Source organism: Aquella oligotrophica (assembly GCF_002892535.1).
Lineage (GTDB): Bacteria > Pseudomonadota > Gammaproteobacteria > Burkholderiales > UBA11063 > Aquella > Aquella oligotrophica.
Window position 1 is genome coordinate 14,301 of record NZ_CP024847.1, and the last position, 22,179, is coordinate 36,479.

Annotated in this window: 20 protein-coding genes; 11 read left to right on the top strand and 9 right to left on the bottom strand. The window is 36.6% G+C overall.

All coding sequences use genetic code 11. The annotated features are described in order from the left end of the window. Positions 1 to 20 precede the first annotated feature (20 nt). From CUN60_RS00075 to nudC, 4 genes are all read left to right on the top strand, one after another. Complete coding sequence (locus tag CUN60_RS00075) at positions 21 to 2,021, top strand: M3 family metallopeptidase (protein WP_102950056.1); 2,001 nt, start codon at positions 21 to 23, stop codon at positions 2,019 to 2,021. Between the two features lie 17 nt (positions 2,022 to 2,038). Continuing rightward, positions 2,039 to 2,833 carry a LuxR C-terminal-related transcriptional regulator gene (locus tag CUN60_RS00080; RefSeq protein ID WP_102950057.1) on the top strand — a complete coding sequence of 265 codons (795 nt, stop codon included), beginning with the start codon at positions 2,039 to 2,041 and terminating at the stop codon, positions 2,831 to 2,833. A 117-nt stretch (positions 2,834 to 2,950) separates the two neighbouring features. Beyond that, a complete protein-coding gene (gene dapD / locus CUN60_RS00085; protein WP_102950058.1) occupies positions 2,951 to 3,763 on the top strand; it encodes a 2,3,4,5-tetrahydropyridine-2,6-dicarboxylate N-succinyltransferase in 813 nt (270 codons plus the stop codon). 5 nt (positions 3,764 to 3,768) lie between these two features. Beyond that, positions 3,769 to 4,539, top strand: a complete 771-nt coding sequence (nudC, locus tag CUN60_RS00090) for an NAD(+) diphosphatase (RefSeq protein WP_102950059.1) — start codon at positions 3,769 to 3,771, stop codon at positions 4,537 to 4,539. Between the two features lie 105 nt (positions 4,540 to 4,644). Here nudC and CUN60_RS00095 read toward each other — a convergent pair whose 3' ends face one another. After that, a complete protein-coding gene (locus CUN60_RS00095) occupies positions 4,645 to 5,697 on the bottom strand; it encodes a hypothetical protein (RefSeq protein ID WP_102950060.1) in 1,053 nt (350 codons plus the stop codon). A 189-nt stretch (positions 5,698 to 5,886) separates the two neighbouring features. Between CUN60_RS00095 and CUN60_RS00100 the strand changes: the two genes are divergently transcribed. Next, entirely contained in the window at positions 5,887 to 6,627 is a 741-nt protein-coding gene (locus CUN60_RS00100) for a helix-turn-helix transcriptional regulator (RefSeq protein ID WP_102950061.1), read from the top strand. Positions 6,628 to 6,675: 48 nt separating this feature from the next. Here the strand turns inward: CUN60_RS00100 and gcvP are convergent, their stop codons facing one another. The 3 genes from gcvP to gcvT all read right to left on the bottom strand — a co-directional run bounded on the left by gcvP (position 6,676) and on the right by gcvT (position 11,046). Further along, positions 6,676 to 9,495: an aminomethyl-transferring glycine dehydrogenase gene (gene gcvP / locus CUN60_RS00105; RefSeq protein ID WP_102950062.1), complete on the bottom strand. Its 2,820-nt coding sequence runs from the start codon at positions 9,493 to 9,495 to the stop codon at positions 6,676 to 6,678. 65 nt (positions 9,496 to 9,560) lie between these two features. Then, a complete protein-coding gene (gene gcvH, locus CUN60_RS00110; protein ID WP_102950063.1) occupies positions 9,561 to 9,941 on the bottom strand; it encodes a glycine cleavage system protein GcvH in 381 nt (126 codons plus the stop codon). 19 nt (positions 9,942 to 9,960) lie between these two features. After that, positions 9,961 to 11,046, bottom strand: a complete 1,086-nt coding sequence (gene gcvT, locus CUN60_RS00115) for a glycine cleavage system aminomethyltransferase GcvT (RefSeq protein ID WP_102950064.1) — start codon at positions 11,044 to 11,046, stop codon at positions 9,961 to 9,963. A 286-nt stretch (positions 11,047 to 11,332) separates the two neighbouring features. On the opposite strand from gcvT, the gene CUN60_RS00120 reads away from it, so the two are divergent. Continuing rightward, complete coding sequence (locus tag CUN60_RS00120) at positions 11,333 to 12,655, top strand: C45 family autoproteolytic acyltransferase/hydrolase (RefSeq protein ID WP_102950065.1); 1,323 nt, start codon at positions 11,333 to 11,335, stop codon at positions 12,653 to 12,655. Between the two features lie 62 nt (positions 12,656 to 12,717). Here CUN60_RS00120 and CUN60_RS00125 read toward each other — a convergent pair whose 3' ends face one another. The 4 genes from CUN60_RS00125 to CUN60_RS00140 all read right to left on the bottom strand — a co-directional run bounded on the left by CUN60_RS00125 (position 12,718) and on the right by CUN60_RS00140 (position 15,490). Further along, positions 12,718 to 13,158 (bottom strand): hypothetical protein, encoded by a 441-nt coding sequence (locus CUN60_RS00125; protein WP_102950066.1) that lies wholly within the window; start codon positions 13,156 to 13,158, stop codon positions 12,718 to 12,720. 143 nt (positions 13,159 to 13,301) lie between these two features. After that, positions 13,302 to 14,094 (bottom strand): IS5 family transposase gene (locus CUN60_RS00130; RefSeq protein WP_102950067.1). Its coding sequence is split into 2 segments (ribosomal slippage): positions 13,302 to 13,829 and positions 13,831 to 14,094, totalling 792 coding nucleotides; the frame shifts between segments, so codons are not numbered across the junction. A gap of 50 nt (positions 14,095 to 14,144) precedes the next feature. Then, positions 14,145 to 15,083, bottom strand: a complete 939-nt coding sequence (locus tag CUN60_RS00135; protein WP_102950068.1) for a reverse transcriptase domain-containing protein — start codon at positions 15,081 to 15,083, stop codon at positions 14,145 to 14,147. A 227-nt stretch (positions 15,084 to 15,310) separates the two neighbouring features. Beyond that, positions 15,311 to 15,490 (bottom strand): hypothetical protein, encoded by a 180-nt coding sequence (locus CUN60_RS00140; protein ID WP_102950069.1) that lies wholly within the window; start codon positions 15,488 to 15,490, stop codon positions 15,311 to 15,313. A gap of 173 nt (positions 15,491 to 15,663) precedes the next feature. Between CUN60_RS00140 and CUN60_RS00145 the strand changes: the two genes are divergently transcribed. The 5 genes from CUN60_RS00145 to CUN60_RS00165 all read left to right on the top strand — a co-directional run bounded on the left by CUN60_RS00145 (position 15,664) and on the right by CUN60_RS00165 (position 21,210). Continuing rightward, a complete protein-coding gene (locus CUN60_RS00145; protein WP_102950070.1) occupies positions 15,664 to 15,897 on the top strand; it encodes a helix-turn-helix domain-containing protein in 234 nt (77 codons plus the stop codon). Positions 15,898 to 16,060: 163 nt separating this feature from the next. Next, the gene (locus CUN60_RS00150; protein ID WP_102950071.1) at positions 16,061 to 16,564 is read left to right on the top strand and encodes a GNAT family N-acetyltransferase; all 504 of its coding nucleotides are present in this window, start codon (positions 16,061 to 16,063) and stop codon (positions 16,562 to 16,564) included. 25 nt (positions 16,565 to 16,589) lie between these two features. Beyond that, positions 16,590 to 19,193: an aminopeptidase N gene (pepN, locus tag CUN60_RS00155; RefSeq protein WP_102950072.1), complete on the top strand. Its 2,604-nt coding sequence runs from the start codon at positions 16,590 to 16,592 to the stop codon at positions 19,191 to 19,193. Continuing rightward, positions 19,193 to 20,548, top strand: a complete 1,356-nt coding sequence (locus CUN60_RS00160) for an MFS transporter (protein ID WP_158649215.1) — start codon at positions 19,193 to 19,195, stop codon at positions 20,546 to 20,548. The genes pepN and CUN60_RS00160 overlap by 1 nt, the downstream gene beginning before the upstream one ends. A gap of 2 nt (positions 20,549 to 20,550) precedes the next feature. Continuing rightward, entirely contained in the window at positions 20,551 to 21,210 is a 660-nt protein-coding gene (locus CUN60_RS00165; protein ID WP_102950074.1) for a helix-turn-helix transcriptional regulator, read from the top strand. Here CUN60_RS00165 and CUN60_RS00170 read toward each other — a convergent pair. Further along, a protein-coding gene (locus tag CUN60_RS00170; protein WP_425266148.1) for an IS5 family transposase occupies positions 21,207 to 21,999 on the bottom strand; the annotation gives its coding sequence in 2 pieces (ribosomal slippage) (positions 21,207 to 21,734 and positions 21,736 to 21,999; 792 coding nt in all). The two genes, CUN60_RS00165 and CUN60_RS00170, sit on opposite strands and share 4 nt — an antisense overlap. Positions 22,000 to 22,179: the final 180 nt, after the last annotated feature.

A 22,179-nucleotide genomic window follows, 5' to 3' on the forward strand; every position in this document is an offset into this window, starting at 1 on the left:
TCAACGCTAAGGAAACCGACATGACCCAATTTATACCATTTAATTCGATAGATAGCGCTTATCTTGAAACCAAGCTGGAGCAGGAATTAGCCAACACACAAGCAACCATTCAGAAACTTGAACAAGAGTCAATAAGCTCATGGGATATGATTATTAGCCCATTACAGCATAGTCTTTATCACTTAAATCAGGTATGGGGGATAGTCGGACATTTACAGGGAGTAAAAGACTCACCTGAATTACGTGATTTACACGAAAAATATCTACCGATTTTGACTGAATTATACGTAAATTTGGGACAAAATCAGTATCTGTATAAACATATACAAAAGATTAAAGATAGCGAATTTAGCAGCTTAGATTCTGAACAGCAAAAGGTCATCGATAATGAACTGCGCGATTTTCGCCTAAGTGGGATTACCCTTCCAGAAGATAAGCAACGCAAATTTAAACAAATCCAGAATCAGTTATCTGAATTAAGCACCAAGTTTGAGCATAATGTACTTGATTCTACTGATAGCTACGCTAAATACGTAACAAAAGAGGATCTAGCTGGCGTGCCAGAAGATAGCCTTGCACTTTATCAAGTCCTTGCTGCACAAGATGGAAAAGAAGGCTATAAAATATCTTTACATATGCCAAGCTACCTACCCGTGATGCAATTTGCGAGTAATCGTAAACTGCGTGAGGAACTTTATCAAGCTTATTCGACACGTGCCAGTGAATTAAGTAACGATGGTAAATTTGATAATAGCAATCTAATTCGTGAGATTTTACGCCTACGCCAGCAAAAGGCTGAACTACTCGATTTCGCTAATTATGCAGAGCTGTCACTTTATAATAAAATGGCTGAAACACCGAAACAGGTATTGGATTTTCTCTATTCGCTAGCCGATAAATCGCGCCCATATGCAGAAAATGACTGGCAGCAATTACAACAGTTTGCCCGTGATACGGATGGAATTGAGAAGCTTGAAGCTTGGGATGTTGCCTACTACAGCGAAAAATTACAGCTCCATAAATATAGTTACTCAAGTAATGAATTAAAGCAATATTTCCAATTACCGCGAGTTTTTGATGGCTTATTTGCCCTAATTCATCAGCTATATAATATTGAATTCAGACCAAATCAAAATATTCCGGTATGGCATCCTGATGTAACTACTTACGATGTCATACTTAATGGTGAGATAACCGGGCATATTTACTTTGATCTTTATGCACGAGAGGGCAAACAGCCCGGAGCATGGATGAATTCAGCGCAGGATAGGTCAGTTACTAGTGGGGAAGTAAGATTACCAATTGCCTATATAATTTGTAATTTCACCAAACCAGTCGGTGAGAAACCAAGCCTATTGACTTTTGATGATGTACAAACGTTATTTCATGAAATGGGGCATGGTTTACATCATTTATTAACCGTGATTAATAATTCAAGCATATCCGGTATTAATGGTGTGGAATGGGATGCAGTTGAATTACCATCTCAATTTATGGAATATTTTGCTTGGGATTATTCGATACTTGCTAAATTAACAGCGCATATTGAGAGTGGACAAGTTTTACCGCGTGAACTTTTTGATAAGGTACTCGCTTCGCGCTACTATCAATCTGGGATGCAGACACTGCGCCAACTTGAGTTTGCAATTTTTGACCTATTACTGCATAGCGATTTTAATTATACAGAAGGAAATTATCTTGAGTTACTTGCTAAACTACGCCGTGAGATTGCTGTAGTTATACCACCAAGCTATAATCGCTTTCCCAATAGTTTTGCTCATATCTTTGCAGGTGGCTACGCTGCTGGTTATTATAGCTATAAGTGGGCAGAAGTGCTTGCCTGTGATGTATTTAGTGTTTTCGATGGCATCAATGGAGATGAATTGACTAAACTTGGTGATAAGTTTAGAACGTTGATTCTAAGTCAGGGTGGCGTTCGTCCAATGATGGAAAATTTCAAAGCCATGATGGGACGTGAACCACAGATTGATGCATTATTAAAATACTCTGGCATGAATTAATTATCTCGGATGGGTTTATGCAAAAATTGACACCAGCAGAAAAGAAAAACTATCTGGAACAAGTCGTGATTCCAGGGTTCTTGCCGCTTGTGGATAAGCCATTATATTCATTCATTTGTGATGATGAGTATAAACTTGTAATCTGTACCAATATGAACGCACACTCCTTGGACTATGGAAACTGGCAGGAAATGATTGGACTAAGCTATAAAGACCCTTCCGAAGATTTAATTAAAAAAATCTTTAAAGATAAATATGATAGTAGTTATCGGGAAGAAATCGATAAATATATCCAAACCATTCTTGAAGCTCAGGAATTTGTCCTAAACACAGGACAAGTTAGTAGCATGTTTGATTTACTGCCCTATAATGGGACATTTAAATCATATCTCGTATTGTACACCCCTATTTTCCATCCAAACGGCGAAGTAATTGCGCTACAAAGCTTCTCCCATGAGTCTAAATTCTTTGGTTTCAAAGAACACTTTCTCCAACTAACTGAACATACAGTAGATAAATCGTATTCATTAAAATCAAATCTTACTAAGCGTGAAGAAGAGGTTATATTTCTACTCGCCAATGGACTAACACAAGAGCAAATCTCAAAGACACTAAACCTTAGTCGAAGTACAATTGCTAATCTGATTGCCAATCAACTAAGCGAGAAGTTTAATATCTCGGGGGCAAACACACATCTACTTACCCAAATTGCTGTTGAATCTGGTCTTTTCCAACAAATTCCTGAATCACTGTATCGTCCATTTGTTGTATCCTTACGTCCAGATGAAGTATTGGATATCAACGAAGATTAAGTATCCAATAATAAACCGAATACTTTTCTATGCAACTATCCTTTGTTACTAAACTTCCAGCATCAAGTTTTTTATCCATGCGATAATATTTGCCTGAATTTTTGTTAAGGATAAATCATGGATAGCTTACAACAAATAATTGAATCTGCATTCGGAAAATTACCAGAATTAGATACTCAAGATAAACAGTTACATACAGCCGTTAATCAGGCATTGGATTTACTTGATAATGGCAAAGCACGGGTTGCCGAGAAAATTAATGGGGAATGGATCGTTCATCAATGGTTAAAAAAAGCAGTACTGTTATCGTTCCGTTTGAATGGTAATCAAGTACTAGATGCTGGTTTTACGAAGTTTTATGATAAAGTTCCATTAAAGTTTGATAGCTACAGTGTGGATGACTTCACTAATGGTGGATTCCGTGTAGTTCCAAGTGCGATTGTCAGAAAAGGTTCATTTATCGGTAAAAATGCGGTATTAATGCCTAGTTATGTAAATATTGGTGCTTATGTTGGTGAAGGAACAATGGTCGATACTTGGGCTACCGTTGGTTCATGCGCTCAGATCGGAAGTAATGTACACTTGTCTGGTGGGGTTGGAATCGGTGGCGTACTTGAACCATTACAGGCAAATCCGACAATTATCGAAGATAACTGCTTTATTGGTGCACGCTCAGAGGTTGTCGAAGGTGTTATTGTCGAAGAAGGTAGCGTTCTTAGTATGGGAGTATTTATCGGTCAATCTACGCGAATTTTTGATCGAACAACTGGAGAAATTCATTATGGGCGAGTACCAGCTTATTCGGTAGTTGTTCCGGGTAATCTGCCAGCAAGCGATGGTAGTCATTCAACTTATGCGGCAATTATTGTAAAACGCGTTGATGCCAAAACCAGAAGCAAAACTTCGATCAATGAATTATTAAGAGCATAATTTAAATGAATCTGATTTTTCATGAACAAAGCATTCTCTTATATCAGATGAATGAAAATAGTTATCGACTTCCCGAAGCTCATGAATTAGAAAATATTTCGTTTACCGATAGCCAAATAAAAATTCAGGATGCGGCAAGAGTTGCTTATATCAATACCGCGCAAGATATAGCTACTGACTCAGGATTAAAACTGCTTAATCTTAGGATGGCATTAAATATTCTTCCTACAGAATCTATCCCGACTATTATTTATGCGCAGCAAATTATCTATTATCAGGTAAATAATCGCTTTTGTAGTAAATGTGGTACTCCAACTTCACTTAATAGTGAGGAAAAATGGCTGACCTGTATAAAATGCAAGCGAGATATTTATCCAAAAATATCTCCAGCAATGATAGTTGCAGTCATCAAAGATGATCAATTACTCATGGCTCAAGCAAATCATTATGCACCAGAAATGTGGAGTATCTTGGCTGGCTTTAGTGAAGTTGGTGAAAATCTCGAAGAAACTGTTGCTCGCGAAGTAATGGAAGAAGTTGGAATATCAATAAAAAACATTCGCTATTGGGGCTCTCAATATTGGCCATTTCCCAATTCATTGATGATAGGTTTTGTTGCTGATTATGCAAGTGGGGAAATCGTTCTTGATACTACAGAAATGCGTGTAGCTGGATTTTACCGTAAGGATGAGTTACCTGGTCGCCCATCAACAAATCTATCAATAGCCAGTAAGATGATTGATGCCTTTATTGATGGCAAATTAACGTCATGTTAAAATTCTCGGTTATTACAAGCTTCCACTGGTACAAATAAAAAAACAGGTCAAAATTATGACCTGTTTTTTAATATAAATCTTATCTATTCGTTAGCGGATAAGATACTAGTAAGGAAGTACTGCTGCACCCACAACTGGAGTCATTCCGGGTTTAGTAATTGCTTTATCCATATATTGAGAAGAAACTGCTGTCAGCGCCCAATAAATATTTTGGGCAGGAACTTTATTACCTGTCTGCTTAGCAATGCTATTTACTGTTTTATTTAACTGAATAGCAAAAACATTACCACTTTGAACCGAGTTCTGGAAAGTAGCATAGTCACATACATCATATGCCTGACCTTTAACTAGTGGAGATTTACCAGTTGCATAGGCATATGTTGTATTTAATGCATCAACTACATAGTTCACATGAAGATTAGCAAAAGCTTTTTTCACCACAGAACCAGGTGCTCCAGCATCAAGTAACATCTGAATATTAGTATCAGAATCAGCCAAAGCTGTTGCGTCATTCTGGAAGATTTGTGCTTGAGACTGACACATTTGCTGAGTCATTGTATTTAAACTATCATTAATATATTTTGGAGCATCTGTAGCGGCAAACTGATATGCATTTATAAGAGTTGCTGGCACAAGGTAACCAATATACATATTTGCAGCATAATTAGCACTACGTACAGCCTTAGATTCTTTTGCCACACCCTGCGCCTTAGCCATTAACTCTGCTTCACCAAATACTGTGTCATAAGCAGCATACTGAACTTCAGAATTAGTAAATAACGCAGCACGATCTGTCTTATATTGAGTGTATAGTGCCGGAATTGCATTAAAATTACCATCCTTAATAGCCGAACCAATTTTTGCAGCATCTTTTCCTGCACTACCAGCCCAAGTGAAAAGGAATGGTGTTAACTGATACGCAGCTTTAAAATTGAAAGCAGCAGCACTACCCTCTCTCATTTGATATGCATTACTAATTAAAGTTTCATTATTGTTATAAACTTCCTGAGCTGATGTTTTAACATCTGTTACACGTGAATTAAAGTCATTAACCATGCACTGAATGGCCTCATTTGGGGTTGCCGGATTTATACAGCCATCAGCAAATGCAGAAATTGAACTTGTTGCTAGAATGATAGTAATTAATTTAGTTTTCATATTTATAATCCCTTAGAAAATTTTTATCTTATTGTTATATTTTATTTTATATCTGCTAGCCATCTTGCTAACATCGTTAGGACTGTATTATAATCAAACGTTCGTTTCAAATCTATAGTAAAATTTACTATAAGCAATAAATAACAGCAAGTAGTAAAAAATAAGTAATCCATAGCGGTAAATATAGACATGAATGACGTTGAATATCTTGGTAAAATTGTAGAATCTATTAAGATGTTGTATGCTGATGAATATGTAATGATTTTTAATAATCAGCATCAGATTATTTATGTAACAAATCCTATGAGTAAACTCATACTAGGACCTAAAGCTAAAGATAAAGAAGACTTACTTCATGGTAAAGCAATTCATGAGTTACCTCATCCAATTGCAGCAGAAAAGCATGATTATTTAAAAACAATCATGCCACGACCAAAAGAAATATCACTAATCATGGTCGATCAGTATTTTAATGAAGATTTTGAACTTATACCAGGAATTCTTGCTGCAACCAACAAATCAATTATAAATCCTGACACTGAGAATATAGCTGGATTTATGTGTAGCTACAAAATAAACCCCGAATTTAGTGTCAAGCAATTACACACATTAATTGATCATGCAAATTTTGAATTGACCAAAGCAGATAAGCGAGGGAAACCAACCGAACTTGAACTCACTCCGCGCCAACAGCATGTACTGGTATTAATTTTGAAAAACATGTCGGCTAAAGAAATTGCGGCTTATCTTTCAGAAGTAGAGCAGCGTTCCATAAGCCACATGACCATTCACAATATAATCAATGGGCAATTATTTAAAAAATTTGAGGTGATGAATATTCATCAATTGCAGCAAAAAGTTTTTGCTACCAACTACCATCATAAACTGATTCAATCTTTATTATTTAAGCAATTGATTCTAATTAGTTAAATTTAGGCTACATAAGAAAAAAGCCGAATATAAATTCGGCTTTTACGATTATGAAAAATCAAAGCAATTACAGATAAAGTTCCGATCGCCATGCGCATCATCAATCCGATTCACCGAAGGGAATATCTTCGCTTCTTTCAATGCTGGCAATGGGAAACAGCCAATTTCTGCCGAATAAGGTTTATCCCAGCTAATCAGATCCGCCATACTATGTGGCGCATTCTTAAGTGGATTATTTACTTTATCAAATTCGCCAGCTTTTACTTTAGCGACTTCAGCAAGAATGTTTACCATTGCGGCAATAAAGCGATCTAACTCATCTTTACTTTCACTCTCGGTTGGTTCTATCATCAAAGTACCCGGCACTGGGAACGACATAGTTGGAGCATGGAAGCCATAATCCATCAGTCGTTTAGCAAAATCAACTTCAGTAATTCCGGTTTCTGCCTTAATTGGGCGTAAATCAATTATACACTCATGCGCGACTTTACCGTTTTGCCCGCTATAAAGCACCTGATAACCAGCTTTTTGCAGATGGCTAGCAATATAGTTGGCATTAAGAATTGCGGTTTTGGTTGATAGCTCAAGCCCGGCTTCACCAAGCATGGTATTATACATCCACGAGATAGCCAAGATCGAAGCACTACCAAATTGAGCACTACTTACCGCAGTAAGGTTATTGTATTCATCACCATCAAATACCGGATTTTTTGGCAAAAATGCTGACAAATGTTGTTTTAGACCGATTGGTCCCATTCCCGGTCCACCGCCGCCATGTGGAATAGCAAAGGTTTTATGTAAATTAATATGCGAAACATCGGCACCTAGTTCAGCGGGTTTAACTAGCCCAACTAATGCATTTAGATTCGCACCGTCCATATACACTTGCCCACCATTATCATGGATGATCTGGCAAATTTCCTTAATTGCAGCTTCAAAAACACCGTGCGTTGATGGATAGGTAATCATCAAACAACAAAGATCATCTTTATGTTCGGTAGCTTTCAAACGTAAATCAGCCACATCAACATTACCATTTTCATCACAATTTACCGCTACGACTTCCAGTCCCATCATCTGGGCAGTAGCCGGATTGGTTCCATGAGCTGATTTGGGAATCAGGCAAATATTTCTAGCCGATTGACCGATGCTATCTTGATAGCGGCGAATCGCCAATAATCCGGTATATTCACCCTGCGCACCAGAATTTGGCTGCATGCAAACATCATCAAAGCCGGTAATTGCTTTTAGCTGATTTTTTAACCCCTCAACCATCGCCAGATAACCACCCACCGATGATTTCGGCGCAAACGGATGAATGCTCGCAACATTTGCCCATGACAATGGCTCAAGCTCGGCAGCTGCGTTTAGTTTCATGGTACAAGAACCAAGTGGAATCATGCTATGCACCAGCGAAATATCTTTATTTTCAAGACGTTTCAAATAACGCATCATCTTGGTTTCAGTCTGATAATTACTAAATACCTCATGAGTTAGAATATCATCCTGACGATAAAGGACTGCTTGATTTGCCAATAATTCAGCATCATTGATATTTTCAAAGTCAGTCTTATCCGTTATCAGTGTATATAATTGCTCTACATCAGCAAGAGTAATACTTTCACCAAGAGAAACATATACTACGCCTTGATATAACCCTAGCGCATAACCATTATCAGCACATTTTTCAATCAATGCTTGTGGATTATCCAGTTTGATGGCAATTGTGTCAAATACGCTCCCATGGTTTAACAGATTAATTCCAACACGACGTAAATTAGATGCTAGTAGATTAGTGAAATGAGTTACTCTTCTTGCAATATGTTTTAAGCCATCGACACCATGATAAACTGCATAAAAACCAGCCATATTTGCTAGTAGTACTTGTGCAGTACAGATATTTGAAGTAGCTTTTTCGCGGCGAATATGCTGTTCGCGAGTTTGTAACGCCATCCTGAGAGCTTTTTTACCTTTAGCATCGATAGAAACACCAATAATCCGACCTGGCATGGTACGCTTATATTCATCTTTGGTTGCCATATAGGCTGCGGAAGGTCCACCAAAACCAAGTGGCACACCAAAGCGTTGCGAAGAACCAACTGCTATATCTGCACCCTGAGTTTTTGGCGATTTGAATAATACTAACGATAATAGATCACAAGCCATTACCACCATCAGTTTTGGTGATTTGGCTTTCAAATCAGCGATAAATGCACTATGATCAACCACATTACCATGTAAGTCAGGATTCTGGATAAATACACCAAATACCTCACTGGCATCGCAATCTTTAATATCACCAATAATCAGCTCAATCTCCAAATATTTAGCCCGAGTTTGAATCACGCTTAGTGTTTGCGGAAAAACTTTACTATCAACGAAGAACTTATTACTTCCAGCAGTATTTATCCTTTTTGCCATCGCCATTGCTTCGGCAGCTGCGGTTGCTTCATCAAGTAAAGAAGCATTTGCTAGATCAAACCCAGTCAAGTCAATAATCATCTGCTGATAATTTAATAATGCTTCTAGCCTACCTTGCGATATTTCTGCCTGATATGGGGTATAAGCAGTGTACCAGCCCGGATTTTCAAAAACATTCCGTCTAATAACTGCTGGGGTTATCGTGTCATAATAGCCAAGCCCGACACAGCTTTTTAATGGAATATTCGCATCCATCATGGTTCTTAATTTTGCTAGCGCCTGATCTTCACTTAATCCAACTTCACGGGTGGTTTTGCTACTACTTAAAAGCTCAGCCGGAATCACCGCATTAATAAAAGTATCCAGACAGTCATAACCCAAATCTGCGAGCATCTGTTTTTGTTCACCATGACTTAAACCAATGTGCCGTTTTATAAATTCACTCATGTTTGCCTCAATCTAATCAAATAAAAAAACCCCGTTAGACAACAGGGCTTACAAATCAATCTACCTTATCCACCAATCAATGCTTTATATTTATCAGCACTTAATAAACCATCTAGTTCGGCAACGTCAGCTAGCTTCACTTTAAATAACCAGCCAGCTGCATGTGGCTCACTATTAGCAAGCGTTGGATCACTTACTACTTCATCATTAATCGCAGTAACTTCACCAGTCACCGGAGAGTATAAATCCGAAGCCGCCTTAACCGACTCTACAACACCGATAGTATCACCAGTTTTAATCGCTTGACCAATTGACGGTAACTCAACATATACCAGATCACCCAAAAGCTCTTGGGCATGATGGGTAATCCCGATCGTAACTTCATTACCACCTTCAGAACGAACCCACTCGTGAGTATCGACAAATTTCATATCAGCTGTATACATAAGATAATCCTTAATTATTTTATTCAAACATTTTTTTGCCATTTCTGACAAAAGGCAACTTAATAATTCTAACAGGTTCTAAATTACCACGAATATCAACCTTGGCACTCTCACCAAGATCATGCCGCACCCGGGCAATTGCAATTGAAATCTTTAGTGTCGGCGAGAATGTACCGCTGGTTATTGTACCATATTCGGCTCCATCGACAAATAGCTTCTGCCCTTCACGTAAAACGCCCTTACCTTCAAGAATAACCCCAACCTGCTTGTCTGACTCAGAAGAAAGCTTGGCTAATTGATAGGCTTTTTTGCCGATAAAATCACGGTTCTCATCACTTAAATCTACTACCCAATCCATATTACAGGCTAATGGGGTAATCGACTCATCCATATCATGCCCATACAGGTTCATCCCTGCTTCAAGGCGCAAAGTATCGCGTGCACCTAGCCCACAAGGCTGAACGCCAACTGCAACTAGCTGATTCCAAAAATTGGCAGCCTCTTCACGTGGCATCATTACTTCTAGACCATTTTCGCCAGTATAACCAGTTCGGGCATAGAAAAACCCAACGTTTTCCACTGCTGTAAATGGCTTCAATACCGCCAAATGATCAGCCACCTGCGGATGAATACTCGCTACTTTAGTCAAAGCATTTGGACCTTGAACTGCGAGCATTGCCAGATCACGACGATTAAATAATTCGACCTTAAAGTTAGCTGCGACCTGACGAATCCAATTCATGTCTTTTGCTTCAGTAGAAGCATTGGTTACAATCCGGTAACCAAAAGGCATTAGATAAACAATTAAATCATCAATCACACCAGCTTCACTATTTAGTAATCCTGAGTATAATGCCTTGCCAACACCATGTTTCTCAAGCTTGGCTACATCATTACTAACCAGATAGCGGAGAAAAGCTTTGGCATCAACACCATGAATATCGGTGATAAGCATATGCGACACATCAAACATTCCGGCATCAGTACGTACTGCTTCATGTTCTTTGATTTGTGAGCCATAGTTAACCGGGAGTGCCCACCCACCAAAATCCACAATTTTGCCGCCACATTCGGTATGGCATGGATAAAACGGAGTATAATTCATATATCCCTTTCAAGGATAACAAATTGTTATAATTTACATTATTTAGCTAATCTAGTTTATTCCAGGTAGCTAACAAAATAGAACCGCATTATTTTACACCAAATAGCTGGTTTATAAAATTTTTACTATTGTGCAGGCGCGAAAGGTCATGAAAAGAGAAGCCTTTTACTGAAATTTTATCTATTGAAGTAATAAATTAGTTAGTACCTTCGATAGTTTGCTAAAATGTACTCTATTGGTCTTAGAGCTTTCTAGGATACTTTTTTGGCATAAGGATAGAATTAGTATGATTATCTTGAAATATCTGATAATATTTTTCTTGGTATTTTTTGGGGTAATATTAGCATTTATGCTTTATTCGTCAAATGGCAAAGTAAATAATAATAGTCGTCAACAGTCAGATAAATATGTAACCGCAAGCGGAAGTAGCGGATATTTTGAGAAAAAAGACAGCCTTAGCATCCTGAATTTATCAGGATCATTTAATGAAATGGGCGAACAGTATGGTGCTTTAGCCTATAATCAACTAAATGAAATCTATCAGCAAATAGTCCCAGAATATTTTGATGGAATTAATTTCCGTGCACTTCTTTCTGATATCTTAAGAGCATTTTATTATTTCAAGATGGATAATCGAGAAAAAGACCTTTTACGCGGCATGACAAAAACCTCTGGTTTATCTTTTCGTCAATTATTGTCTATTGAGATGCTACCAATGCTAATTACTCTCTATAATGGCTTTAATGGCGATAAGCTTACCGATACAAGCGGAACCGGATATTGTTCATTTTTATCGGTATGGGGAAATCAATCACAAACAAAATCGATGCTAATAGCCAGAAATCTTGATTTATCTACCCCAGTTACCAAGCTAGACCCCTATTATAGCCTCGTAATCTATAAACCAAATGGCAAAGAAAATAGCGTCGCCAGCTTTGGCTTTATCGGATTTATTCCCGGTTTTTCATGGATAAATAGTAAGAATTTATTTTCTGAATATAATGATGGAAGGCGCTCGGTACCGGGATTTAATTTTTCTGGTTATATCGGACTAAATACAGCCTTCTATGCTATGCTTGACTCGGATAACAAAGAAGAATTTATCCAGTATGTAAAAGAACATCCTGCATTTGTATCCAATTTTACAGCGATTGTCGATGTTAATAACTCTTTAGCAATAGAACATGCGGTGAATAACCCAGCTGTGATTTTAAATGGTCAAAGATCAACGGCGAATTTCTTCACCAATTTATACCGAACCAATTTTCCAAAAGCCAAAATAACGATGAATAACTGTATAGAAAAAGTAAAAGACACACCAAGCTATGCTTGTGTCAGGTATCATCATATCGATGCTTTCCTCGATAAACACTCTGAGATTGGCATTGATGAACTCAAAACGCTATTTTCAACTCCTCTCGATGATGGAGGAGTATATCAAACTGGAATGTCGGTTCGCTACCCTGTAGCTGAGGTAACAAACTATACGCTAATCGGTGAATTGGCTAGCGGACGGTTTATTTATAGCAACCATTCAGCAAAAGATGTCTGGATAGAGCTGGATATTAACCGCTATTTTTGTAAGCAGATGGAAACACATAATAATTAACTGTTAAACCGCGATGAAATTACCTTTAAAGAAATAGATAGATAGCCAAAAATGAATTATGTCTAATAATCATAGTTTAGTGATCTAGGGTTCATAATACCTTCAATACCAAAATCTAGTATTCCTCTATTAATCGCTCGATACACTCTCATGAAGCTCGGGATTTGTAAATCTATTTCTTTATCTGAAATATTAATCTTTTGAGTTCTAAAAAATTTCAATAATTCGCTATTGTTCCTAATATCAACAAAGCTAAAATCACTGTTGTGAACTAACTTACTATGTAGTTTTAATGTTCTAAAAATAGTAGAAATCATCCATCCGTCCAATTTTTTTAATTGCTCCTCATCATTTACTAGTGGATAAAATGACATGATGCCCTTAAAGTATATTTTTGCTATTCGACCGGATATATAATCTTTTAAATGTTTATCTGTTAAGCCTCCATAAAGATACCGCCTAATTTGCATAATTGCTATAGCAACAGCAGTTTTTGTTGACACGTTATGATTTATAATTAGACTTTTCCTAAATGGCTGAATTAAATTGCGATATAACAAATAAGACACTTGATGTTTTATTTTTTGGAGTGAAGCTTTTTTTATTTTAATGTTTTCAATCGTTACGGAGTAACCTAAGAACCTGTTTAGAATCTTTTCAAAATTAAGCCTACAAAAGCAAGAGATACCATTTGTAGGCTAGTACCTAAGTATCTCTCACAATTTTTCCATAATCTACGGCATTTCTCAAGCCAGCTAAAGGAACGCTCAACAATCCATCTCTTGGGTAAAACCACAAACTGATGCAGCTCATTTCTTTTAACAACTTCAACTCTAGCATTTAATATTCGATGGACTTCGGTTGCAAAGCTATCGCCTCTATAACCTCCATCTACCAATATATTCTGTACCCCAGCCAGATTACGTTTGGCTCCTTCAAACATTAATATTGCTCCTGCGCGGTCAGTTACATTTGCAGTTGTAACATGAATAGCATGTGGTAGTCCCTGCGTGTCTACTGTAATGTGACGCTTTATTCCTGATACTTTTTTACCCGCATCATAGCCCTTATTCTCGGCTGTATTAGTATTCTTCACGCTTTGTGCGTCTACTATGCAGAAACTCGTCATTGCGTTCCTGCCATTTTCGGTACGTACTAAGCCTACCAATTTTTTTTAAGACTATCTCTATAATACTGTCTTCATTGCTTTCTGGCTTTTTTGCCCACATGTTAAAGTAAAAATAAACTGTTTCCCATTTTGGAAAATCACTTGGTAACATTCGCCATTGGCAACCACTTTTGAGAACATAGTAGACTGCGCAAAATACATCGTACAGATCTATTTTGCGAGGTTTTGTCTTTTTACGTGCTAATTCTAATTCTGGCAATATTAACTCAAATTGTTCTCTGCTTACGTCGCTTGGATATGATTTTCTCATTGTACTCGCTCTTTATTACTAACAGCCAGTAGTTTAATCCTTTTGGCAATTTAATTCCAAACAGGTTCTAAGAAATCAATATAATTTGATTTTTTTATTTCTGAGGGTAAATTAGTTTGGGTTATTAATGAAACACCAGCAGATTTTTTAACATTTATTTTAATCCCTGAAGTTTTAGAAAAGTTATTTATGATAATACATGCCGCATTAATCTTTGAGTAGTCGCTAGACCAAATTAATGTATCATCAGCATAACGGGCAAACTTTACGCCTAACTTCTCTAATTCCTTATCAATATACCAACATGATAAATTTGCTAAAAATAAACTTAAAGAGGTTCCCTGTGGAATTCCTGTATTATCATTGGTATTTATAGCTAAAAAGGAATTGATAATAAATTTTTCCTCATCGCTGATATTAAAACCATTTTCGTCAAATTGAAGTTTTAAAAATTTATGGGAGATAGACGGGAAAAACTTAGAAAAATCGAACTCAGCAACAAACATTCTATTATGATTCTGAAAATCCACAAAAATATCTTGAATGGCAAAATGTACATTTCGATCATTTCTATATGCATATGAAAATGAACTAAATCGATGTTTATTTTTTGTAAGTAACTTATCGAAATACATTTTTGAAATAGCAGCGTCTTGAATTTGAAAAATTGTAACATCTCGAGTAGTTCCATCTGACTTCGGGACTTGCCGCACATAAGGTTGATTCGGCTTATATTCTCTAGATATTATTTTTTTTGTAATCGACTTAGCGATAGCTTTATATTTTTTCCTGACGTAAAAAGGATTAAATTTTCTATTATCTTGCCAATAATCTGGAAATTTTATATCTTTATTAGGGCAGTTATCACCTAACCGTTTTTTATTTCTTACATATTCTACATGTACAACATTATGATATAAATTATAGCGTTCAATTAATTTTTCAGCCTCTTCTTTAATATATCTTGCAATACGTTGTCCCAATAACATACTATCTCCTTAATAAAGAAAAGCTACAAACTTGTTATTTGTAGCCATTCCCACAGGATCACCCTTATAAAAATAAGTTCTCAAGTGTTTTTATTATTGAGGTAATAAAAACCCATGTTACATTAAGTAAAGAAGGTGAATCCAATTAACCCCATGAGGGCATCTTGTGATTATAGCATATACTTTTTTGTTTTACAATAAAGACTTTTACTACATAATCCAATGTATTAATCTGCTACCGACAGTAAGTCTCCTGAAATACCATATATATAAATGATACCAGCAGTAAGTATGGTTATTGACTCCAAATTATAGCTAATTGGCTCGCCAGTTTTGGTAAATAGGAGCTGTCTATTTTCATCATAGACATATATCAGCTCACCTATTACCTTGACATTATTAATCATAATACCCCCTTAGTTACGCAAAAAACCTTGCTACATAAATACTATGTACAAACTTTGTTTAAATGCATTCAGAAAAGTTGAAAATCTTTAATATTCCATTTTAACATATACCAATAGTATATGTATACTAACAGTATATGGATAATGAAATACATTTCCAATACAATTCGTGAATGAACAAAAAAATTCCTACTATCCTTGCACAAAATATAAAACAGCGAAGACTTGACATGGGTATTAGTCAAGAGCAACTAGCAGAAATAATTAATGCAAGCAGGTTAACTATAGCTTGGCTTGAAACAGAGAAACGCTGGATAAGTGCTGAAATGCTAGAAAGATTAGCTAGTGCATTTAATTGCCAGCCATACGAGTTATTGCAAGATAAAACCCCCTCCTCCGATCAATAACACGGTTAAACTAGATTTCATCATTTCCCATTAACTCTTCAACAACTAACTATATCTATGAATATATATTCCAAGAATAGCTTAAAAATTCAGATATCAATTTCATTAATTCCCTAACTACGTTTTATTATATAATCTAATGTTTCAAGCTTGGGTTAAAGACATGAATATCGGACAATCAGAAATAAGCATAAAATTTGCAACTAGTGAAGACTGTGGATTAATCCTGAAGTTTATTCGGGAATTGGCAGAATATGAGAAGCTACTTGATCAAGTAATTGCGACAGAAGAAATGATCCGCGAAAAGCTTTTTGGTAATAAACAGTATGCTGAAGTAATCTTTGCCTATCTCGGAGATAAACCAGTTGGCTTTGCCTTATTTTTTCACAACTTTTCGACTTTCCTTGGTAAACCCGGCATCTATCTTGAGGATTTATATGTAATCCCCAAAGCAAGAGGTAATGGAGTTGCCAATCGGATTATTTCGTATCTGGCAGAGCTAGCAGTTAAACGCGATTGCGGCAGACTTGAATGGTGGTGTCTAGACTGGAACAAAAAGGCTATCGACTTTTATCTTAATCTTGGCGCAGAGGCGATGGACGAATGGACAGTTTATCGTGTAACTGGCAAAAACCTGACTGATTTGGCAAATAAATATCACCAATAACCATTAATAAATAGGTAAAATAGCAATGACAAATATCGCAACAAAATATCTGAAAGATTATCAAGCAACGAGCTATCTAGTAGATACTATTGATCTAAAATTTGAGATCAAAGACACCTTTGTAATCGTCACCTCAAAAACCAAGTATCAGCAAAATGGTGCTAGTAACTCACTTGAACTAGCTGGTAGTGCCGAACTTAAATCAGTAATAATTGATGGCAACGAGCTAACTGATTATAAATTGGCTGATGATAAATTATCTCTAAATAATCTCTCGGCAAATTTTACTCTTGAAATAGTAACGCATGTCGATGCTTTTAACAATAAAAGCTGCATGGGGCTTTATGCATCTAATGGCAATCTATTTACCCAGTGCGAGCCAGAAGGCTTTAGAAAAATAACTTATTATCTTGATCGCCCGGATGTAATGGCGAAATTCACAACTACAATAATCGGCGATAAAGATCTGTATCCTGTGCTTCTTTCTAATGGGAATAAAATCAGTGAGAAAACATTAGCCAATAATCAGATCGAAGTAATCTGGGAAGACCCATACAAGAAGCCAAGTTATCTTTTTGCACTAGTAGCGGGTAAATTTGCATTTATCGATGATACTTTCACCACTAAATCGGGGCGCAAAGTGAAACTTGAAGTTTATAGTGAAGCTGAATCAATAAATCAGTGTCAACATTGTCTAGAATCATTAAAACGAGCAATGGAATGGGATGAAAAACGCTTTAATCTGGAATATGACCTTGATGTTTACATGATCGTTGCCAGTGGTGATTTCAATATGGGCGCGATGGAAAATAAAGGGCTAAATATTTTTAATACCAAATATGTCCTTGCTGAAACCAAAACCGCAACCGATACTGACTTTATCAATGTCGAAGCAGTCGTTGGGCACGAGTATTTTCATAACTGGACAGGCAATCGGGTTACCTGCCGCGACTGGTTTCAGCTCTCACTAAAAGAAGGGCTAACGGTATTTCGCGATCAGGAATTTACCGCCGATCTACATTCGCGGACAGTTAAGCGGATTCAAGATGTAAAAAATCTGCGTCAAATGCAGTTTACCGAAGATGCTTCACCACTTTCTCACCCGGTTCGCCCAGAGTCATACATGGAAATCAATAACTTCTATACCATGACTGTTTATGAAAAAGGTGCTGAAGTAGTAAGGATGTACCAAACCATCCTTGACAAAGAAGGATTCAATCGTGGTTTAGCGCTTTATTTTGAGCGCCATGATGGTTACGCGGTTACCTGCGAAGATTTTTGTAAGGCAATGGCAGATGCTAATAAGATTGATCTGAGCCAATTCATGCTATGGTATTCGCAATCCGGTACCCCACATCTAGCCATTTCCGATCACTATAACGAGGCAACAAAAGAATACTCGATTACATTTAAGCAGAGTATCCCAAATAACCCTACTGCCAAAGCAATGCTAATCCCAGTTAGTATCGGTCTGATTTTAGATAACGGTAAGAATATTATTCCGGATATAAAAAACCACAACACAATTGTTCGCGATAACGAAGTCATCCTACTTTTAAACGAAGCTGAAAACACTTTTATTTTTGGCGGAATTAGCGAGAAACCAACGCCATCAATCCTCCGTGGCTTTTCAGCTCCAGTAATAATAAACTATGCTTATGACGAGAAGCAGCTTTATACCTTGGCGCGGCATGATAATGATAGTTTTAACCGTTGGGAAGCATTACAAAGCATTTATAAGACAGAGATAAATCGGATTTACCATTCAGAATCCCCAGATAAATTTGAGATAAATCAGAACATCACGAAGATAATAAGTGAACTTCTAAATGATGCAACAATTGATCCGGCGTTAAAAGCATTATCGATTAACTTACCTGCATTTGCTGAATTAAGTATTAGCTATCCGAATACTGATGTTAAGAAACTGGTAGGATCGATTAAACGCTTAAAATCTGCAATTGCTAATGGGCTTGAAACACAACTACTAGCGGTTTATAAAGATAATCAGACTGTTAGCTATGATTTTAATGATGCTGGTAAACGAGCATTAAAAAACACTCTACTTGGCTATCTAATGCAAGGTAATAATACAGGCAAATCTATTGAATTAGTTGCCGCACAATATAAGAATGCCGATAATATGACTGATAAAATTGGTGCTTTATCGGCAATCAATGATATTGATTCACCAGTTCGCCATCAATTACTTGATAATTTTGCACAAGAATACGCAAATTATCCGCTAGTAATGGATAAATGGTTTAGTCTACAAAGCCAAAGTCAGTTGCCAGATACGATTGATAATGTGGCTAATTTATTAAATCATCCAAGCTTCGATAAAGAAAATCCAAATAAGCTTTATTCACTAGTACGAGCATTTACAGCAAACCCAATCTACTTCAATACCGATGCAGGCTATAACTTTATCGCTGAAGAGATTATCCGGATTGATAGTTTTAATCCGGGAGTAGCAGGAAGAATTGCAAATGGCTTTAGTAGTATTGCCAATTATGAAAGCAAATATCAAACACTGGTAAAACCGCAGCTACAAAAAATAATGGCAAAAGAGAATCTTTCCCGAGATGTTTATGAGATAATTTCTAAAACACTACAACAGATTCAATAATGATAATCCGGAATATAAAACTCCTCTATCTTTTGGATATAACGCCAAAAGAACGAAAAACTATTTTTATGTCCTCGCTAAGTGGACTAGTCGAGTTTTATGATTTTATTATTTTTGGGCTAATGGGAATTTATTTCGCCCGAGTGATTTTCAGATATTCCGACATGGGGAGCTGGAATGTATTTATTCTTTTTATGATTTTTATACTTGGCTATATGGTTAAACCAATTGGTATGAAGATATATAGCCAATGTGCTACCTGCTATTCATCTAAACGGATAAATATAACCCTAATTACTGCCTTATTTGTATCCTCGCTGGTAATTGGACTCTTACCCTCCTATTCAGAAATAGGAATCTTTAGTCCGATTTTATTAATGATTGCCCGGGTATTACAGGGCATTGCCAGTGGTGCTGAACTTCAGGGAGAATACGATCATTTAAGCATCAAAATGACTAGAAACCATTCTTTTGCAATCTTAGGTTTTATAACTGGCAACGAAATTGGGCAATTATTAGGAGTCTTCGCCTATCGTGGCGTATCCTATTACTTTAATCAAGCACAGCTTGAAGCCTACGGCTGGAGAATCCCATTCTTTATTGGTTGCGCATTAATCACGATTGTCTTTATCATCAGGGTAATCTATGGTGAACCAATCAGTGATAACTATCAAAAACGTTCAATCATGCCAAGCTACAAACTACTAGGCTTTATGCCAGCACAAACCCTCAGTGCGATGACCTTATCCGGACTAAAAGGAGGATTTATCTTCCTATATTTGGTTTTAGTACCATTTTGCATGTGGTATTTTATGGGCTATAGTTACCAAAAAATTAGTCATATTATTTTTATAACTACTATTCTGAGTACTATCTTCGTCATAATTATTAACCCATTAATTACATTCGTCAATTCGCCAACTATTATTAAGCTGAGTATTTTCATGACACTCCCCACAATCTTATTGCTAGCTTGGTCATTTATAAATAATCAGCTTATCTATCTAAGTGTATTCGCAATTGCCTCGCTAAGTAATATATTTACCCTTACGGTACCGAGAGTAATCAGTGGACTCTTCCCTCCTGCTCTCAGGCTCTACGGGGTAACATTCAGCCATCAAAATGGTTTTGTACTTTTTGGTGGTTTAATCCCCTTATTCAACATTGCAATAGGTCATTTAGTATTTTATTTTTTTCATAATCAAATTAAAAACCATCATGTCTTTTTTATCGGCTTAATTAGCTATTTCTTGCTAATGACCATTGCGTCCCTAATTGCACTAAGAAAGCTTAGCAAATATGCAAACTATGATGATCTGATGAAAATTAGTGAAAAAATCAGAAAGCATTATTAACCATGTTTGAAAAAAATGATTCAGAATATTTTGAGCAAATAATTGATGCATTTGCCATGCTAAATTCATTTCAAGATGGTGTTGCATTTATAAAAGATAAAGACCTGAATACATTGGTAGCAAGAAAAAAGGTTTTGGATTGGGCACAGGTAAATACACCCGAAGAATTTAATAGCTGGCGAAAGATGATTCTAGATGGTGAAGATTGCCCCCAGAAAAAACTCATACAGAAGGCAAACTCTCAATATCTGGAAATATTGACAACCGGGAACCCCAAAAAAACTTTAGATATTGTAAAAGTGGATAACCATTTAGTAATAGATATCTGGACACTCACACCGATAATTAATCCAGCTAGCAAAAATATCCTCGGGATCTATGCTATAGCAACGGAATTTATTTACCCTCATCTGCTACGACTACTATTAAAATTGAATAATACACCGATAGAATTAAATGAAGTCGCTGCCGAGCGCAAACTAACAGAACGCCAGCAAATGATTTTATTTTTATATCTGCACCGTTTTTCAAATACTGAAATTTCGACATATATGACGACAATTGGGTATAAAATCTCTGCTGGTAGGGTTAATGAACATTTACGAAACCTGAAGGTAATTTTTGGTGCAAGTAATAAAGAGCAGCTCTTAGAACCCGTTTAGAATCTTTTCAAAATTAAGCCTACAAAAGCAAGAGATACCATTTGTAGGCTAGTACCTAAGTACCTCTCACAATTTTTCCATAATCTACGGCATTTTTCTAACCAGCTAAAGGAACGCTCAACAATCCATCTCTTGGGTAAAACCACAAACTGATGCATCTCATTTCTTTTAACAACTTCAACTGTAGCATTTAATATTTGCTGGACTTCGGTTGCAAAGCTATCGCCTCTATAACCTCCATCTACCAATATATTTTGCACCCCAGCCAGATTACATTTGGCTCCTTCAAACATTAATATTGCTCCTGCGCGGTCAGTTACATTTGCAGTTGTAACATGAATAGCATGCGGTAGTCCCTGCGTGTCTACTGCAATGTGACGCTTTATTCCTGATACTTTTTTACCCGCATCATAGCCCTTATTCTCGGCTGTATCAGTATTCTTCACACTTTGTGCGTCTACTATGCAAAAACTCGTCATTGCGTTCCTGCCATTTTCGGTACGTACTAAGCCTACCAATTTTTTTTAAGACTATCTCTATAATACTGTCTTCATTGCTTTCTGGCTTTTTTGCCCACATGTTAAAGTAAAAATAAACTGTTTCCCATTTTGGAAAATCACTTGGTAACATTCGCCATTGACAACCACTTTTGAGAACATAGTAGACTGCGCAAAATACATCGTACAGATCTATTTTGCGAGGTTTTGTCTTTTTACGTGCTAATTCTAATTCTGGCAATATTAACTCAAATTGTTCTCTGCTTACGTCGCTTGGATATGATTTTCTCATTGTACTCGCTCTTTATTACTAACAGCCAGTAGTTTAATCCTTTTGGCAATTTAATTCCAAACAGGTTCTTAGATATTGCTTTAAAATATAACTATGATAAGACAATACCCGAAGGTTTTTTACACGAAAATACAATTGAAATATAATTCTTACTACAAAATCAAAAATATAATTCGCGTT